14 protein-coding genes are annotated in these 16642 nt (G+C 63.1%); 6 read left to right on the forward strand and 8 right to left on the reverse strand.

Annotated elements, in window-relative coordinates; translation table 11 throughout:
* The first annotated feature begins 96 nt into the window (after positions 1-96).
* From cobS to cobT, 4 genes are all read left to right on the forward strand, one after another.
* Positions 97-1083, forward strand: coding sequence for a cobaltochelatase subunit CobS (gene cobS / locus Q5Y75_RS11290; RefSeq protein WP_306197335.1), 987 nt, complete (start codon positions 97-99; stop codon positions 1081-1083).
* A gap of 136 nt (positions 1084-1219) precedes the next feature.
* Positions 1220-1900 (forward strand): aspartate/glutamate racemase family protein, encoded by a 681-nt coding sequence (locus Q5Y75_RS11295; RefSeq protein ID WP_306197337.1) that lies wholly within the window; start codon positions 1220-1222, stop codon positions 1898-1900.
* A gap of 161 nt (positions 1901-2061) precedes the next feature.
* Positions 2062-2454, forward strand: a complete 393-nt coding sequence (locus Q5Y75_RS11300) for a hypothetical protein (protein ID WP_306197339.1) — start codon at positions 2062-2064, stop codon at positions 2452-2454.
* A gap of 96 nt (positions 2455-2550) precedes the next feature.
* Positions 2551-4428 (forward strand): cobaltochelatase subunit CobT, encoded by a 1878-nt coding sequence (cobT, locus tag Q5Y75_RS11305; protein ID WP_306197342.1) that lies wholly within the window; start codon positions 2551-2553, stop codon positions 4426-4428.
* A gap of 75 nt (positions 4429-4503) precedes the next feature.
* Here the strand turns inward: cobT and Q5Y75_RS11310 are convergent, their stop codons facing one another.
* Positions 4504-4866, reverse strand: a complete 363-nt coding sequence (locus Q5Y75_RS11310; RefSeq protein ID WP_306197344.1) for a hypothetical protein — start codon at positions 4864-4866, stop codon at positions 4504-4506.
* Between the two features lie 123 nt (positions 4867-4989).
* Between Q5Y75_RS11310 and Q5Y75_RS11315 the strand changes: the two genes are divergently transcribed.
* A complete protein-coding gene (locus Q5Y75_RS11315; protein ID WP_306197346.1) occupies positions 4990-6780 on the forward strand; it encodes an aminopeptidase P family protein in 1791 nt (596 codons plus the stop codon).
* Between the two features lie 171 nt (positions 6781-6951).
* Complete coding sequence (locus tag Q5Y75_RS11320; RefSeq protein ID WP_306197348.1) at positions 6952-7296, forward strand: DUF427 domain-containing protein; 345 nt, start codon at positions 6952-6954, stop codon at positions 7294-7296.
* Positions 7297-7307: 11 nt separating this feature from the next.
* Here Q5Y75_RS11320 and Q5Y75_RS11325 read toward each other — a convergent pair whose 3' ends face one another.
* The 7 genes from Q5Y75_RS11325 to ftsA form a co-directional block, all read right to left on the reverse strand.
* A complete protein-coding gene (locus Q5Y75_RS11325; protein ID WP_306197350.1) occupies positions 7308-8990 on the reverse strand; it encodes a chloride channel protein in 1683 nt (560 codons plus the stop codon).
* A 101-nt stretch (positions 8991-9091) separates the two neighbouring features.
* The gene (gene recN / locus Q5Y75_RS11330) at positions 9092-10741 is read right to left on the reverse strand and encodes a DNA repair protein RecN (protein ID WP_306197352.1); all 1650 of its coding nucleotides are present in this window, start codon (positions 10739-10741) and stop codon (positions 9092-9094) included.
* Positions 10742-10766: 25 nt separating this feature from the next.
* Positions 10767-11612: an outer membrane protein assembly factor BamD gene (locus Q5Y75_RS11335; RefSeq protein ID WP_306197354.1), complete on the reverse strand. Its 846-nt coding sequence runs from the start codon at positions 11610-11612 to the stop codon at positions 10767-10769.
* A gap of 130 nt (positions 11613-11742) precedes the next feature.
* Positions 11743-12663 carry a UDP-3-O-acyl-N-acetylglucosamine deacetylase gene (gene lpxC / locus Q5Y75_RS11340; RefSeq protein ID WP_306197356.1) on the reverse strand — a complete coding sequence of 307 codons (921 nt, stop codon included), beginning with the start codon at positions 12661-12663 and terminating at the stop codon, positions 11743-11745.
* A gap of 213 nt (positions 12664-12876) precedes the next feature.
* Positions 12877-14538: a cell division protein FtsZ gene (ftsZ, locus tag Q5Y75_RS11345; protein WP_306197358.1), complete on the reverse strand. Its 1662-nt coding sequence runs from the start codon at positions 14536-14538 to the stop codon at positions 12877-12879.
* Between the two features lie 358 nt (positions 14539-14896).
* Positions 14897-15304 carry a hypothetical protein gene (locus tag Q5Y75_RS11350; RefSeq protein ID WP_306197359.1) on the reverse strand — a complete coding sequence of 136 codons (408 nt, stop codon included), beginning with the start codon at positions 15302-15304 and terminating at the stop codon, positions 14897-14899.
* Position 15305: 1 nt separating this feature from the next.
* Entirely contained in the window at positions 15306-16640 is a 1335-nt protein-coding gene (gene ftsA / locus Q5Y75_RS11355) for a cell division protein FtsA (protein ID WP_306197361.1), read from the reverse strand.
* Positions 16641-16642: the final 2 nt, after the last annotated feature.

A 16642-nucleotide genomic window follows, 5' to 3' on the forward strand; every position in this document is an offset into this window, starting at 1 on the left:
AATTGACCACCGCGGCCCCTTGCCCTTGCCCTCATTATGTTGCACGACAGGCGCGTTCGGACCCCCGCAGCGGGGCAGAGGATAAGGACCACGGGCATGGCTGACGGCGCAATCGACATCAATGCAAAACCGACCGAGGAAATCTCGGTGCGCGAGGTGTTCGGCATCGACACCCCCATGACCGTCAAGGGCTTTGCAGAGCGCAGCGACCGAGTGCCGGTGATCGACCCGACCTACAAGTTCGACCCCGACACCACGCTGGCGATCCTTGCAGGCTTTGCCCATAACCGCCGCGTGATGATCCAGGGCTATCACGGCACCGGCAAGTCGACCCACATCGAACAGGTCGCCGCTCGCCTGAACTGGCCTGCCGTGCGGGTCAATCTCGACAGTCATATCAGCCGGATCGACCTGATCGGTAAGGACGCCATCAAACTGCGCGACGGCAAACAGGTGACCGAGTTCCACGAGGGCATCCTGCCCTGGGCGCTGCGCAACCCCGTCGCCATCGTCTTTGACGAATATGACGCGGGCCGCGCGGATGTGATGTTCGTGATCCAGCGGGTGCTGGAACATGACGGCAAGCTGACCCTGCTGGACCAGAACGAGATCATCACCCCGCACCCCAATTTCCGCCTGTTCGCCACCGCCAACACAGTGGGTCTGGGCGACACGACGGGGCTCTATCACGGCACGCAGCAAATCAACCAGGCGCAGATGGACCGCTGGTCGCTGGTCGCGACGCTGAACTATCTCAGCCATGACGCCGAGACGATGATCGTTCTGTCCAAGGCGCCGCATTACAACACTGAAAAGGGCCGCAAGATCGTCAGCCAGATGGTGACCGTGGCCGACCTGACCCGAACTGCCTTCATGAATGGCGACCTCTCGACGGTGATGAGCCCCCGGACCGTGATCAATTGGGCGCAAAACGCCGAGATCTTCCGCGATGTGGGCTATGCGTTCCGGCTGTCCTTCCTGAATAAATGCGACGAGCTGGAGCGCCAGACCGTGGCTGAATTCTACCAGCGCTGCTTTGACGAGGAACTGCCGGAAAGCGCGGCAAGCTCGAGCTTGGGGTAAGAGCGTCAACGCCGAGAGGTTCCCAAGGGCGCGGCAGAGTTTCGATAGCCCTCGGGAATGGCGCGCATCACAAGACCTGATTTGACTTGCCACGCCAGCCTATGCGTCTTTTGCGAAATGATGCAGGGAGGCGATTATGCATATTGGGTTGATCGGCGGCATAGGCGTAGCGGCCACGATCGCCTACTACCAGAAGCTGGCCTCTGCGATGGCAAAGCGCGGCAAACCGCTGGACCTGACTATCGTGCAGGCAGAGACCAGCACGCTGATTGCCAACAACACCAACGACCGACGCGAGGAACAGGCGCGGGTGTTTGCGCCGCTGATCGACCGGCTAAAGGCGGCGGGGGCGGAGTGTGCGGCGATCACCTCGCTGGGCGGGCATTTCTGTTTTGCCGAGACACAGGCGCTGTCTTCGCTGCCTCTGATCTCGGCGGTGGAGCCGCTTGATGAGTATTTCGTTTCACAGGGGCTGAGTAAGGTGGGCCTCCTGGGCACGCGGGTGGTGATGAGGACCAAGCTCTATGGGCAACTGGCCCGCACGCACGCGGTAGCCCTCGAAGATGAGATCGACCAATTGGGACAGAGCTATCTGGATATTGCGGTCGCGGGGACCTGCTCGGAGGCGCAGCGGGTGCTGTTTCTGGAGGCCGGGCAGCGCTTGGTCGAGGAGCAGGGTGCAGATGCCGTGGTTCTGGCGGGCACCGATCTGAACCTCGCCTTTGACGGGCGGGATCCGGGCTACAAGGTGGTCGACGCGCTGGATGTGCATGTGGATGTGCTGGCCGGTCTTGCGGCGGGAGAGCGGGCGCTTTGAGCGGACTTGACCGCTGATTGGCTCACTTTCTGAAACAATACATGACATTACCCGGCGACTTTGCCCGGTTTTGCTCACATTTTGACCTGCAAGCCTCACCAATGTGGGGATTAGGTTGATCGAAAGATTTGCTGTCATAAACTTGTTACATGACAGCAAGAGTGATCCCCATATTGGGCGCTGTGGCGATGCTGTTTCTGCCTGTGTCAGCCTCATCGCTGCCTGTGCGCGCCTATGAAAGAGCCGAGCTTTTTGCCACCTGTTCGGGGCGGCTGGACGCGCTGGCAACCCGGCAGCGGGCGCTCAGCGAGGCCGAAGCACACGACAATGCGCGGCTGAGCGATGAGTTCCAGGTTTTGCTGGACACGGTCCTGCCCAAGGCCCTGTCCGAAGGCGTGCCCGAAACCCTGCCGCGCCGCTGGCGCAGCCAGGGCTGGGTCGAGATCGCGGCGCTGCTGGCCGATGTTGATCACAGTTTTGACCCACGCCGCGCCGAACTGGCCCGCGAGGCGATGCTCCAGCGTATTTCCAGCTGCCGCGCGGTGCTGCTCTGAGCGGTCGATTTTGCGCCGGATAGCGCGGCACCCACTGGTCATTGCCCGCGCTTGGCTCTAGGTTGCGGGCCTGAAACTATTCCGGGCCGCACCGCCATGAGCAAACCCAACGACAACCCCGCTGATCCGTTCAAGAAGGCGCTGGCCGAGGCCACCAAGGTCATGGCTGATGACCCCGAGCTGAGCGTCAGCTATTCGGTCGATCCTTCGGGTGTCACCGGTGATTCCATGCGCCTGCCGCAGGTCAGCCGTCGGATGACCCGGGACGAGGTGCTGCTGGCGCGCGGCACGGCGGATGCGCTGGCCCTGCAACTCAAATATCACGACGAAGCGACCCATAACCGCTACGCTCCTCCCGGCGACATGGCGCGCGATCTTTACGAAGCGATGGAAACCGCCCGCTGCGAGGCGATGGGCGCGCGCGACATGCCCGGCACTGCCAGCAATATCGACGTCAAGATCACTCATGAGGCGATCCGGCGCGGCTATGATCAGTGCAGGCAGCCCTCAGAGGCGCCCCTGCCGGTGGCGGCGGGCTATCTGATCCGGCATCTGGCCACCGGCCGCGACCTGCCGCAAGCGGCCGAGAGTGTCATGAACCTGTGGCGCGGCTTCATCGAGGAACAGGCTGGCGGCACGCTTGAGAACCTGCAGGATATGCTGTCCGATCAGGCGGCATTTGCGAAATTCGCCCGGCAGGTGATCGAGGATCTGGGTTATGGCGACCAGTTGGGGGACGACCCTGACGATCTGGATGACGATCAGGAGGATCAGGCCGAAGACGACGCGGACGAACAGCCCGATCCCGACAGCACCGGTCAGGATGATCAGGACGAACAGGACGCCGACGCCAACCCCGAACAGACCCAGGAAGAACAGCAGGACCAGTCTCAGGCCCAGGTCTCGATGGACGAGATGGCCGAGGACGAGATGGGCGAAGAGACCGAGATGCCCGAGGGCGAGGCCCCGCTGGAGCCGCCCGCCCCGCCCCCGGCCTCCGAGGCCGACCCCGATTACAAGGTTTACCTGTCCGATCACGACGAGGAGATTGCCGCCGAGGATCTGGCAGAACCGGTCGAACTGGAGCGGCTGCGCGCTTATCTGGACCAGCAGCTTGAGCCCTTAAAAGGCGCGGTGTCGCGGCTGGCCAACAAGCTGCAGCGCCGCCTGCAGGCGCAGCAGAACCGAAGCTGGGAGTTCGACCGCGAAGAGGGCATTCTGGACGCGGGCCGCCTGGCGCGGGTTGTGGCCAACCCCACCACGCCGCTGAGCTTCAAGGTCGAGAAGGATACCGAATTCCGCGACACGGTGGTGACGCTGCTGCTGGACAATTCCGGCTCGATGCGGGGCCGTCCGATCTCAATCGCGGCGATCTGTGCCGATGTTCTGGCGCGCACGCTGGAACGCTGCAATGTGAAGGTGGAAATCCTCGGCTTTACCACGCGGGCATGGAAAGGCGGTCAGGCGCGCGAGGCGTGGCTGAACGATGGCCGCCCGCAGCAGCCCGGGCGTCTGAACGACCTGCGCCATATCATCTATAAATCGGCGGATGCGCCCTGGCGGCGCACCCGGCCCAATCTGGGGCTGATGATGAAAGAGGGGCTGCTGAAGGAAAACATCGACGGCGAGGCACTGGAATGGGCGCACCGGCGAATGGTGGCGCGCAATGAGGCCCGCAAGATTCTGATGGTGATCTCTGACGGCGCGCCGGTGGATGATTCCACGCTCAGCGTGAACCCGGCAAACTACCTTGAGAAACACCTGCGCGACGTGATCGCCATGGTCGAGAAACGCAAACAGGTGGAATTGCTGGCGATCGGCATCGGCCATGATGTGACGCGCTACTATGACCGCGCGGTCACGATCACCGATGTGGAGCAACTGGCGGGCGCGATGACCGAACAACTCGCCGCGCTGTTCGACAGCGACCCGCGCGCCCGTGCACGGGTGATGGGAATCAAACGGGCGAGTTGATCAGGCCCGTTCGAACGGGTTTCTGGAAAGCTGCCTGGACAGGGCGTTTCGCAACGCCTTGTTGGGCGAAGCTTGTTACTTGGCGCCGTCGATCAACTGTTCGAATGGTTTGTAGTCGGCCCCATAGCATGGCGAGTTCAGGCCGGTGACGTCTCGGGTGCCGACGACCTCCTGCCCGTCCGCATCCAGCGTGATCTCCCAATAGTCGCGACCAATATAGGTGCCTGACGAGTTGTACGCATCGGTAGTCGCGCACATCTTGTAGCCGCCCTTGACAGGATAGAGCGGTGAGATCTCGGCCTCGCCCGGACGATTGGGGTCCTGCATGTCCTTCAGCACGGCCTCGGCCGACAGAACCTGCGCGCGCTGATCCAGCGGCAAGTCTCCGGGTTCTTCCTGTGCAAGAAGCGGTGTCGCCAACAGCGGGACCGCAAGCAAAAAACATATCCTCATGGCGCCATGATACCCCACCGCCGCAGCTTGCCAAGATACGCCGGGCAGGCTGGACATTTTTGGCCGCGACGCTCACCTTCGGGCCACAGTCACAAGAGCGAGGCGCAGATGTTCCAGAATTTCGAAGTCACCGCCCGGCCGGAACAGGGTCCGCCGCGTCTGGCAGCTCTGCGCAGTGAATTGGACGGCGCCGGTCTGGACGGGTTCCTGATTCCGCGCGCCGATGCTCATCAGGGCGAATATGTCGCCCCGCGCGACGACCGGCTGGCCTGGCTGACGGGCTTTACCGGCTCGGCGGGGTTCTGTGTTGTGCTTGCAAACATCGCTGGCGTCTTTGTCGACGGGCGCTATCGCACCCAGGTCAAGGCCCAGGTGGCAGAGGTCTTCACGCCGGTTCCCTGGCCGGATGTGGGCCTGACTGACTGGCTGAAAGAGCATCTGCCAAAGGGCGGCAAGGTCGGCTTCGATCCGTGGCTGCATGCCGCCGGGCAGATCAAGCAGGCGCAGAAGGATCTGGAGAGCTCGGGGATCGAACTAGTGCGCAGTGACAATCTGGTGGACCGGGTTTGGCCGGATCAGCCCGCGCCGCCGATGCAGCCGGTCAAACCGCATGCGCTGGAATTCGCGGGTGAAAGCGCCGACAACAAATGCGCGCGGCTGGCAGAGGGCCTGCGCGAAAAAGGGCACAAGGCGGCGGTGATCACCTTGCCCGACTCGATCATGTGGCTACTCAACATTCGTGGCTCGGATATTCCGCGCAACCCGGTGGCGCATGGCTTTGCGATCCTGCATGACGATGCGCGGGTCGATCTGTTCATGGCTTCAACCAAGCTGGACGATGTGCGGGACCATCTGGGTGGTCATGTCACCCAACATGAGCCCGAAGGGTTTCTGGAGGCGGTGGCAGCGCTGGACGGACCTGTCAGCGTCGATATGGGCACCGTGCCGCAGATCGTGGCCGACCGACTGAACGACAGGCTGATCAACGGTGGCGATCCCTGCGCCCTGCCCAAGGCGCGCAAGAACGCTGCCGAGATCAAGGGCAGCGCCGAGGCGCATCTGCGCGATGCGGCAGCGGTGGTGGAACTGCTCGCTTGGCTTGACGATCAAAACCCCGGAACAGTCACCGAAACGCAGGTGGTGACTCGGCTTGAGGCGGAGCGGCGCAAAGATAACGCGCTACGCGATATCAGCTTTGACACCATCGCGGGCACCGGCCCCAACGGCGCGATCATGCATTACCGGGTGACCGAAGAAACGGATAGTCGGCTGCAGAACGGCCATCTGCTGGTGCTCGACAGTGGCGGGCAATATCTGGACGGCACTACCGACATCACCCGCACGATTGCCATCGGGGAGGTCGGCGAAGAGGAGAAAGCCTGCTTCACCCGCGTGCTGCGCGGCATGATGGCGATGTCGATGCTGCGCTGGCCGGTGGGTCTGGCCGGGCGGGACATCGAATCTGTCGCGCGCCAGCCGCTCTGGGCGGCGGCGCAGGATTTCAACCACGGGGTCGGCCATGGTGTGGGCGCCTATCTGAGCGTGCATGAAGGCCCCCAGCGGTTGGCCCGCACCAGCCATGTGCCCTTCGAGCCGGGGATGATCCTGTCCAATGAACCGGGCTATTACCGCGAGGGCGCGTTCGGCATCCGCATCGAGAATCTGGTGGTGGTGGAAGAGGCCACCCCCCTGCCCGGCGGTGACGCGGAACGTGCAATGCTGTGCTGGCGCACGCTGACCTTCGTGCCCATTGACCGGCGGCTGATCCTGCCCGCGATGATGACGTCTGAAGAAATCGCCTGGCTCAACGCTTATCACAGCGACGTGGCGACAAAGATCGGCCCGAGACTAGGCAGCGCCGCTCGCATGTGGTTGGATGCCGCAACCCGCCCGATCTGACATCTGCCTGTCACATTTCGGGTGTCATCTGCGCGCTGCAAAGGCGCATATTGCGTGCGGCCGGATGCAAAATGCCGCGCTAACACGCAATGTTGGGCGAAAACGGCCCCGCAAGGGAGCGTTGGGCGCCTACAGGAAATGAAACACGAGACACGATAGAAGGAAGAAAACATGGCTGGACCGATCACGATCCGTAAGGCACCCGGCAGGTGGACCGTCCGCTCGGGCGGTGCGATTCTGGGTGAATCGGTGAATGCGCTGGAGTTGAGCGAAGGGGATCTGGCACCCGTGATATATTTCCCGCGCGAGGACATCGCGATGGCCTTTCTTGATCCTTCTGACAAGCAAACCCATTGCCCGGGCAAGGGCGATGCCACCTATTTCTCGATCGTGAACCGCTCTTCCGTGACCGAAAACGCGGTCTGGAGCTATGAGAACCCGATCGACGCGGTAACAGAAATCCGCGAGCATCTTGCCTTTGTGCTAAGCGATTCCGTCAAAGTCGAACAGATCTGAGGCTGCGGAACTCACGAGTGCTCCTCGGCGGCGGTGGCTGCCAAGGCACGGTTATAGGCCTTGAGCGCATCGATATGATAAAGCGCGCCGACCGGGGTTTCCGCCTCATCTTCGATGGTGACAACCGGTATCCAGGCCAGGTCGTCACGCTCAAAGATCGGCATTGCCGCTTCCAGGGTCGAGCGGGCGTGGATGCATAGACCCTTGTCGAGCAGGGACTGGCACTCCTCGGGTGAGGGCCCGTTGGGATCACCCAGCGGGCGCATGACAGCGCCTGCGCGCATCATCGCAAGCAGGTAGGCCTGCGGCCCGGCGGCAAGGTGAATATCACGCCGCTCCAGCTGCGTCAGGAAGAAGGAGCGGTCCACCAGCCGCGAGGCCAAAGCGGTCGAGGTCGAGACCGAGGCCATCACCGCCAGACCGATCTGCCAATCGCCGGTCAGCTCGAACACGATCAGCGTGGTCGAAATCGGCGCGCCCAGCACCGCGGCGGCCACCGCGCCCATCCCGGCAAAGGCATAAAGCGTATGCGTGCCCGATACGCTTGGCAGCAGCCCAGTGGCGATCAGGCCAAAGGCCAGCCCGGTCAGTGCCCCGATCATCAGCGCGGGCGAGAACACCCCGCCCCCCATGCGCCCGCCCATGGTGATGGCCAGCGCGGCGGTCTTGACGATGGCGAAGACCACAGCCGTATGCAAAAGCAGATCGCCGCTTAGCGCGCGCAAGGTGGTCTCATATCCGACGCCGATGATATGCGGGAACCAGATCGCGATCCCGCCCAGCATTGCACCCGAAACAGCCGGGCGCAGCCAGGGCGGCAGGCGCAGCCGCGCCTGGATATGGCTGCCCACATCCTCGGCCAGAAAGATCGAGCGCATGACCAGCAGCGCGACCATGCCACAGACCAGACCGAGGATCAGGAAAGCGGGCAGCTCGACATAGAATTGCAGCGATCCGGGGGTTTTGAGCAGGAACTCGGTCACATCGCCATAGGCCAGCCGGTTGATCACCGTGCCCGCGATCGAGGCGATGACGATGGGGGCAAAGGCATGCACCGCGAAATGCCGCAGCACCACCTCCAAAGCAAACAGCGCACCTGCGATGGGCGCGTTGAAACTGGCCGAAACGGCGGCGGCCACGGCGCAGCCCAGCAGATCGCGCCCGGTGATGCCGTCAGCATCCATCCGGTTGCTGACCCAGGTCGAGATGACGCCCGCCATATGCACCACTGGCCCTTCCCGCCCGCTGGAGCCGCCTGAGCTGAGCGTGATGAGCGAGGCAAACATCGAGGCAATCCCTGCCCGCGTCTCGACCCGCCCGTCATTTAGTGCCGCCCCCTCGATCACATCCGCGACCGAACGGACGCGGCCATCATCGGTGAACCAGTAAAAGATCAGCCCCACCAGCAGACCGCCCAGTGTCGGGATCAGCAGTAGCATGTACCATGGCAGGCCCGCCGCGAAGCTGTGCAGGCGCAGCCTGTCATCCGCACCGTATAGGAACGACTGCAGCTCGGTGATCGCCACACGAAAGCCCAAGGCGGCGAAGCCTGCGGCAATGCCGATCAGCAGGGCGATGAACCAGAACTGCACCTGGCTGGGGCCACGTTGACGCATCACCTCCCAGCCACCGGCGATTGCCGTCCTGGCCGATTTCAGCTGTTCAAGGATCAGGGTGCGGGTGGATTGGGCCATCGGTGATCAGAGTTTTCGCTTGGCCCATGGTAAGCAGCGCGGATCATGCAGAAAAGCGTGATTGCGGAGCCGGGCGGGATTAATGGGCCAGTGTTGCGCGATCAGGCCTCCAGCAGGGCGCGCGCAGCGGCGCGGGCCGCATCGGTGATTGTGTCACCCGCCACCATGCGCGCGATCTCGTCCACCCTGTCATCGGGGCCGAGCGGGATGACGGTGGACAACGTCGCGCCGCCCTCGACCTGTTTCTGCACACGCCAGTGATGCGCGCCTTGCGCGGCAACCTGCGGGGAATGAGTGACCACCAGCACCTGCCCCGCTCCCGCCAGCGCGGCCAGCCTGCGCCCCACCGCATCTGCGGTGGCACCACCAACGCCCCGGTCGATCTCGTCAAAGATCATAGTGCGCTCGCCCCCCTCACCGCTCAGACAGACCTTGAGCGCCAGCAGAAAGCGGCTGAGTTCCCCGCCCGAGGCGATCTTGTTAAGCGGACCGGCAGGCGCGCCGGGATTGGTGGCGACGGTAAAGGCCACGCTGTCGCGCCCCTCGGGGCCCGGCTCGCCCGCGCTGATTTGGGTGGCAAAGACCGCGCGTTCCATCTTGAGCGGGGCAAGCTCGGCAATCACGGCCGCGTTCAGCCGCGCCGCTGCCGCCTTGCGCGCCGCGCTCAAGGTGCTTGCGGCGCTGTCATAGGCGGTTTGTGCCGCCCTCAGCGCCTCTTCGCGGGACAGCAGATCGGCATCGCCTGCATCCAGCGCCGTGAGCTTGTGGCGCAACCCCTCGGCGAATGTGCCCAACTCGTCGCTGGCAACGCCATGTTTGCGGGCCAGTGCGCGGATCGCGAACAGGCGTTCTTCGGCCTGCTCCAGATCGGCGGGATTGAAATCGAGCGTATCAAGGCACCCATCGACCCCGGTTTGCGCCTCGCCCAGCTCGATCAGTGCGCGGCCAAGGGCCGCGATGGGCTGTTCCAACTGACCATCTGCCTTGTCTGAGACGCTTTCCAGCCAGCGCAGCGCGTCACCAAGGGCGGTTTCGGCCCCTTCTGACCCGATCAGCGCCTGCGCGCGCGCCACATCATCGCGGATCTTCTCGGCCCCCTGCATCAGGCGGCGGCGCGCATCGAGCTCGGCATCCTCCCCCGGCTGCGGATCAAGATCATCCAGCTCTGCGACGGCGTGGCGCAGAAACTCTTCTTCGGTCCGCATCGCGTCGAGTGCGGCGCGGGTTTCGGTCAATGCGCGCTGCGCCTCGGACAGGCGGCGCCAGGCGGCGCGGCAGGTCGCAAGTGGCACTTCAAGACCGGCAAAGGCATCGAGCATGGCCCGGTGGCCGCGCGGGTTCAGCAGGCCACGGTCATCATGCTGGCCATGCAACTCGATCAGCGTGTCTGACAGTGCCCGCAATACCTCACCCGAGCAGCGGCGGTCATTGACCCAGGCGGTCTTGCGCCCCTCGGCGGTGTTAATGCGGCGCAGGATCAATTCGGCCCCGCCGGGCAGTCCGGCTTCGGCCAGAACCGCATGGGCAGCGTGCCCTTCGGGCAGTTCGAACTCGGCCACCACCTCGCCCTGTGCGGCGCCCTGACGGACCAGTTCGGCGCGGCCCCGCCAGCCCAGAACAAAACCCAGACTGTCGAGCAGGATCGACTTGCCCGCGCCGGTTTCACCGGTCAGCACGTTGAGACCCGGCTGGAACTGCAAGTCCAGCCGGTCAATGATCAGCATGTCCCGGATATCAAGCGCGCGCAGCATCGGTCCGTCCGTCACGCAGCCATGATCAGAGCCATTGCCCCTTGATCGACTGGCGATAAATCTGACTGAGCCAGTTATTGCCGCGAGACCGAGCCTCCAACCCGCGCGAGGTCAGCAGCTTATAGGCATCCTGATACCAATCGGTCGACTGGTAGTTGTAACCCAGGATCGCGCCTGCGGTCTGCGCCTCGTTGACCAGACCCAGCGACAGATAGGCCTCGACCAGACGGTAGAGCGCCTCGGCGGTGTGGGTGGTGGTCTGGAAATCCTCGACCACGACACGGAATCGGTTGATGGCGGCGGTATAGTGCTGCTTGCGCAGGTAATAGCGGCCAATTTCCATCTCCTTGCCGGCAAGATGGTCAAAGGCCAGATCGAATTTCAGGATCGCCGAGGTGGCGTATTGGCTGTCGGGATAGACCTCGATCACCGTGCGTAGCGCCTGCAACGCCTGGAAGGTCAGGCCCTGATCACGGCCAACCTCGTCTATCTGGTCATAGTAGCTGAGTGCGAGAAGATACTGCGCATAGGCGGCATCCTCATCGGTTGGGTAGAAGTCGATATAGCGCTGCGCGGCGGCGCGGCTTTCGACATAGTCGCGACCCGAATGGAAGGCAAAGGCCTGCATGATCAGCGCCCGCTTGGCCCAGTCGGAATAGGGATACAGCCGTTCGATCTCGGAGAAGTAGTAGGCGGCGTCCTCGGCACGTTCCTGCGAAAGCTCGAATTCGCCGCGTTCAAAAATCTGCTCCGGCGTGAAGCCGTCCAGATTCTGCGTGCGATCCGCCCCACCGCGATTGCCACAGGCCGTCAAACAAACTGCCACAAGAAGTGCGCCAAGTAATTTGGCCCCTGCCCTGCTGCCAATCATTCCCACTATTCCTTGTCGTCCTGCATTGGGGCGAATAACCCGTATGGGGCTTGGTCTAGCACATAAGCTTCGGGTGCAAAACGTCTTAAAACGCGCAGGAGGTCACAAGTTTGATGGCCCGGCAAAAGCGTCAGGCCACCAGCGGGATCTCGGTCCAGACCAGACCCTGGCCGGGCAAACGGGCGGTGGTTTCCGCATCACACAGAACCGGACGCACCGCGCCGGGTGTTTCAAACAGCGCCCGCAGCAGCGTGTTGGTCATGGAATGACCAGCCTTCTCACCGACATAGCGACCCAGAATCGGACCACCGGCCATGTAGAGATCGCCAAGCGCGTCCAGCATCTTGTGGCGCACGGCCTCGTCCTCGTGGCGCAGGCCACCGGGGGTCATCACGATGTCCCCATCGACCACAACCGCATTGTCGAGCGTGCCACCAAGCGCCAGGCCGTTCTCGCGCATCATGTCCACATCCGCCTTGCGGCAAAACGTCCGGCTGTCGCACAGCTCGCGGGCGAATGTGCCGTTGCACATGTCGAGCTTTTTGGTTTGCTGCCCGATGGCGGCGTCGTCGAAGTCTATGCTGAAGTCGATCTCCAGCCGGTCAGCGGGCAGCAATGTGGCCTTGGCTCCGTCTTTTTCTACAGTGACAGGTTTCACAACCTCGTAAGCCAAAACCGGCGCGGCCTGCTGGCGTACCCCTTTTGCCATGATGCCGCGCACGAATGCGACCGACGAGCCGTCCATGATCGGAACTTCGGGCCCGTCAACTTCGATCAGCGCATTGTGGACACCACAGCCCGCCAATGCCGCCATAATATGTTCCACCGTTGAAACCGACACACCGCTGTCATTCACCAGCTTGGTGCAGAGCGGCATCCGCTCGACCCGATCATAGATGGCCGGGATCATCGCGTCGCCCAATTCGATATCCGTCCGCTTGAACCAGATGCCGTGACCGGCAGCCGCCGGGCGCAGGGTCATCATCACACGCGCGCCGCCGTGCAGACCAACACCTTTGAAGGTAACCGGAGTTTTCAGCGTATGTTGCAAGAGAGACCTCTTGAGACGGTTTCCAGCCTCTGTGAGCTGTGTTGCCAGATCAACTAATGGACGGGTCGCTATGGCTCAACTCAATCTTTGCAACCAAATGAAACATGTTTGTAACAGAGTGGCAGAAGCCCGCCTGCAGGCCGCCAACTAACTGTTTTTTCAAAGAAAAAGGCCACCCGTAGGTGGCCAAATTCATCAATTTTGTGACCGTTATCAGTTGGCCTGACGGCGCAGGAAGGCCGGAATTTCGATCCGCTCCTGTTCCGGGTCCGGATCAACCGGCGCATGTGCCGCAGCGTCAGTCTGGCGCAGAACGGGCTGCTGGCGCACCGGCGGCGCGGAACGCTCGTCCGGGGTGTCCGCCGCGTGGCCGGTCATGCGGTCGATCAGCCGGTTGAAGCCGAAACGCGGCTTGTCGGCCTGCGCTTGCTGCACGGCTGCCGCGAGGCGTTCGGGCTGGCTCGCAGGCTGCCTTGGCTGTGAGGGCACGTGCTGCGTCGCCGCCTGCAGACGCTGCAGGGCTTCGGGCGACGGGGTGCCCGGCGCTGGTGCCTTGGGGGCGACAAAGCTGTCGACCGGCGCATCATGTGCCTCGGTCCGCGGCTCAAAGGCCGGGACCCGGGGCTGATAGACCGGCTGGGGCAGACCATCATCGTCCTGCTCCGGCTGGCTGCTTTCGACCTCTTCCACCTCGGCACGGGCCGCGGCGGGTTGTGCGGGAACGCCATCAAACAAGCCTGGCTCTTCTGCCGGGGCTTCTGCCACGCGGGCCGGTTCCTGCGCCGGTTGCGGCGTCTGGGCCGCGACAGGCTGCGGCGCCGGATCGGCTTGGGCCTCTTCGGCGTCGACTTTCTGCTTGAGCGGCGCTGACATCGGACGGCGCGGAACCGGGGTTTCAGCGGCGCCCTCGGTGGCGTCGATGCCAGTGGCCACGACCGAAACGCGCATGTTGCCTTCCATCGCCGTATCCAGGGTCGAGCCAACAATGATGTTGGCATCCGGGTCCACTTCCTCGCGGATGCGATTGGCGGCCTCGTCCAGCTCAAACAGGGTCAGGTCATGCGCGCCGGTGATGTTGATCAGCACGCCTTTGGCCCCGCGCAGGCTGATTTCGTCCAGCAGCGGGTTGGCGATGGCTTTTTCGGCGGCCTGGATGGCGCGATCTTCGCCATCGGCCTCGCCGGTGCCCATCATCGCCTTGCCCATTTCGTCCATCACGGCACGGACATCGGCAAAGTCGAGGTTGATCAGGCCCGGACGCACCATCAGGTCGGTCACGCCCTTCACACCCTGATAGAGCACATCATCGGCCATCGAGAACGCCTCGGTAAAGGTGGTCTTTTCATTGGCCAGACGGAAGAGGTTCTGGTTGGGGATGATGATCAGCGTGTCGACCATCTTTTGCAGGCTCTCAACACCGTCCTCGGCCTGACGCATGCGCTTGGCGCCTTCGAACTGGAAGGGCTTGGTCACAACGCCAACGGTCAGCACGCCCAACTCCCGCGCCGCCTGCGCGATGATCGGAGCCGCCCCTGTGCCGGTGCCGCCGCCCATACCAGCGGTGATGAAGCACATATGCGCGCCTGCCAAGTGATCGACAATCTGCTCGATGCTTTCTTCGGCAGCAGCGGCGCCAACCGTCGGGCGGGCGCCTGCGCCCAGACCTTCGGTCACTTTCACGCCCAGCTGCACCCGCGCTTCCGAGCGGCTTTGCTGCAGCGCCTGCGCATCCGTGTTGGCGACGACGAATTCGACGCCTTCCAACTGCTTTTCAATCATATTGTTGACGGCATTGCCGCCTGCCCCGCCGACCCCGAATACAGTGATCCGGGGCTTCAAATCGTCCTGACCGGGCATCGAAAGGTTCAGTGTCATACTCTGTCCGCCTGTACTAAATGCCCGCATTCGCGGGCGTTATTTTACCTATCCACATCCAATCCTACCGTGATGCAGAGGGATCGTCACCAAAAAAACGCAAAAACACCGCAAAATATGGGCGAATTTTCGCTGGGAGCCGCTTCATTTCGGACAGCTAGGAAAATCTTGCGGCTTGGGGCGCACCCACCACAAGAGTACGACGATCCAGCCGCAGCAAGAGCCACGGTCGCGCCGGATGCGCGGTTCGGTTCAGTTTTTGGGGCGACTGCTCTGCCTGCCGCCGAAATTACTACGGGTCTCTGCCGGACCTTGTGGATATTTTGCGGGATAACGCGATGCGCCGCAACCGGTTTCTTTAGCTTGTCGGGGCGTTTGGACAGTCGATCCCCGCGCTGGTGATGGCGCGGACCTCCTGGATTTCCGCGTTCAGCAATACGTCCAGCCGCACCATCAGCTGATCACCGCGCATGAATGGCCACCAGCAGACCGGCGGCCCCTGCCGATTGTCGTAGGCAAAGCAGATTCGCCCCTCAGGCGTGGTGATCTTGCCGTAGACGCAGGGCTGGCCCGGCTCCCTCCAGACTGACAGCGAACGGTTCAGAAACTGCTCGACCCCGACCAGCTCACCGGATTCGATCTCGTAAAAGCTGAGCGTCTTGCCCGTCGCCTCGTCCAGAAACGCGTCGGGGGTGATCAGGGTCTGGGCCGAGGTCATCCCCGGCGCCAACAAGCCGATCAGCACCGCTATCGCCGGGCGCATCATCTTACCAGTTGTCGCGGAACCACTTGACCGCGCGCTTGAAGGACCGTGCCGGATAGCGGTCAACCGGGATCTCGAAATCCCACCATTCATCCTGCGGATGCGCCGCAAACAGGCTGAGCCCCACGGCGCTGGAAAACCCCGATCCGGTGGCCGATTGCGGCAGACCATGGACCCGCAGCGGGCGACCCAGCCGCACACGTTGGCCCAGTATGCGGCTGGCCAGCCCATCCAGACCCATCACCTGGCTGGCCCCGCCGGTCAGCACGATCTGCTGGCTGGGCAGATGGTCGAAACCCGCCGCGTCGAGCCGGGCGCGCACCTCTTCGAGGATTTCCTCGACCCGTGGCCGCATGATGCCGATCAACTCGGCCCGGCTGACGCTGCGCCGGTCATGTTCCCAATCGCCGGTCTCGCCCCCGATATCGATCATGTCGCGATCATCCGCCCCGGTGGCATGCACGCCGCCGGAAAAGGTCTTGATCCGTTCCGCATTGGCCGCCGGGACCCCCAGCGCCATCGAGATATCGCCGGTCACATGATCCCCGCCCATGCGCACGCAATCGGCATAGATCATGTGTTTCTTCATAAAGATCGAGACGCTGGTGGTGCCGCCGCCCATATCGATGCAGGCGGCGCCAAGCTCCTGCTCGTCCTCGACCAACGATGAGATACCCGACACATAAGCCGAGTTCGCGATCCCCGCCAATTCCAGATCACAGCGCTTGATACAGCGCACGAGGTTCTGGATGGCGGTGCCATCAACCGTCAACATATGCATGTCTACCGACAGCGATTGCCCCAGCTGCCCGCGCGGATCGATCAGGCCAGAGCGGTGATCGAGCGCGAAATTCACCGGCTGGGCGTGCAGCACCTCGCGGTCTGCGCCATAATCCGGCACTTCGCAGGCGTTCAGAACGCGACCGATCTCGGCTTCGGTCACCTCCTGCGTATCCAGTTCAACCTCGGCATCCAGCCCGTAAGAGCGCGGGTTGGCACCGGAAAAACAGGCGATCACATGGTCGACGCGGATTTCGGCCATCTTCTGGGCGGCCTGGAGCGCGGTGCGAATGGCGCGCTCTGTCTCCTGCATGGCGGTGATCTCGCCGAATTGGACCCCGCGCGAGCGCGTGGTCGCGGCCCCGATCACCCTGAACCCGGTCTGCCCGGCCATCGACCCGATCGAGCCATCATCGGCCAGCTTGCCGGTGCCGTCGAACCGCAGCACAAGGCAGGCGATCTTGGAACTGCCCACATCCAGAATGGCCACCACGCCGCGTTGCATCGCCTGCTGGCGCATCTGACGCATAGCCCGTTGCGACTGATAAAGGTCCGTCATCA

The sequence above is a fragment of the Ruegeria discodermiae genome (assembly GCF_030758345.1).
In the GTDB taxonomy this organism is placed as follows: Bacteria; Pseudomonadota; Alphaproteobacteria; order Rhodobacterales; family Rhodobacteraceae; genus Ruegeria_C.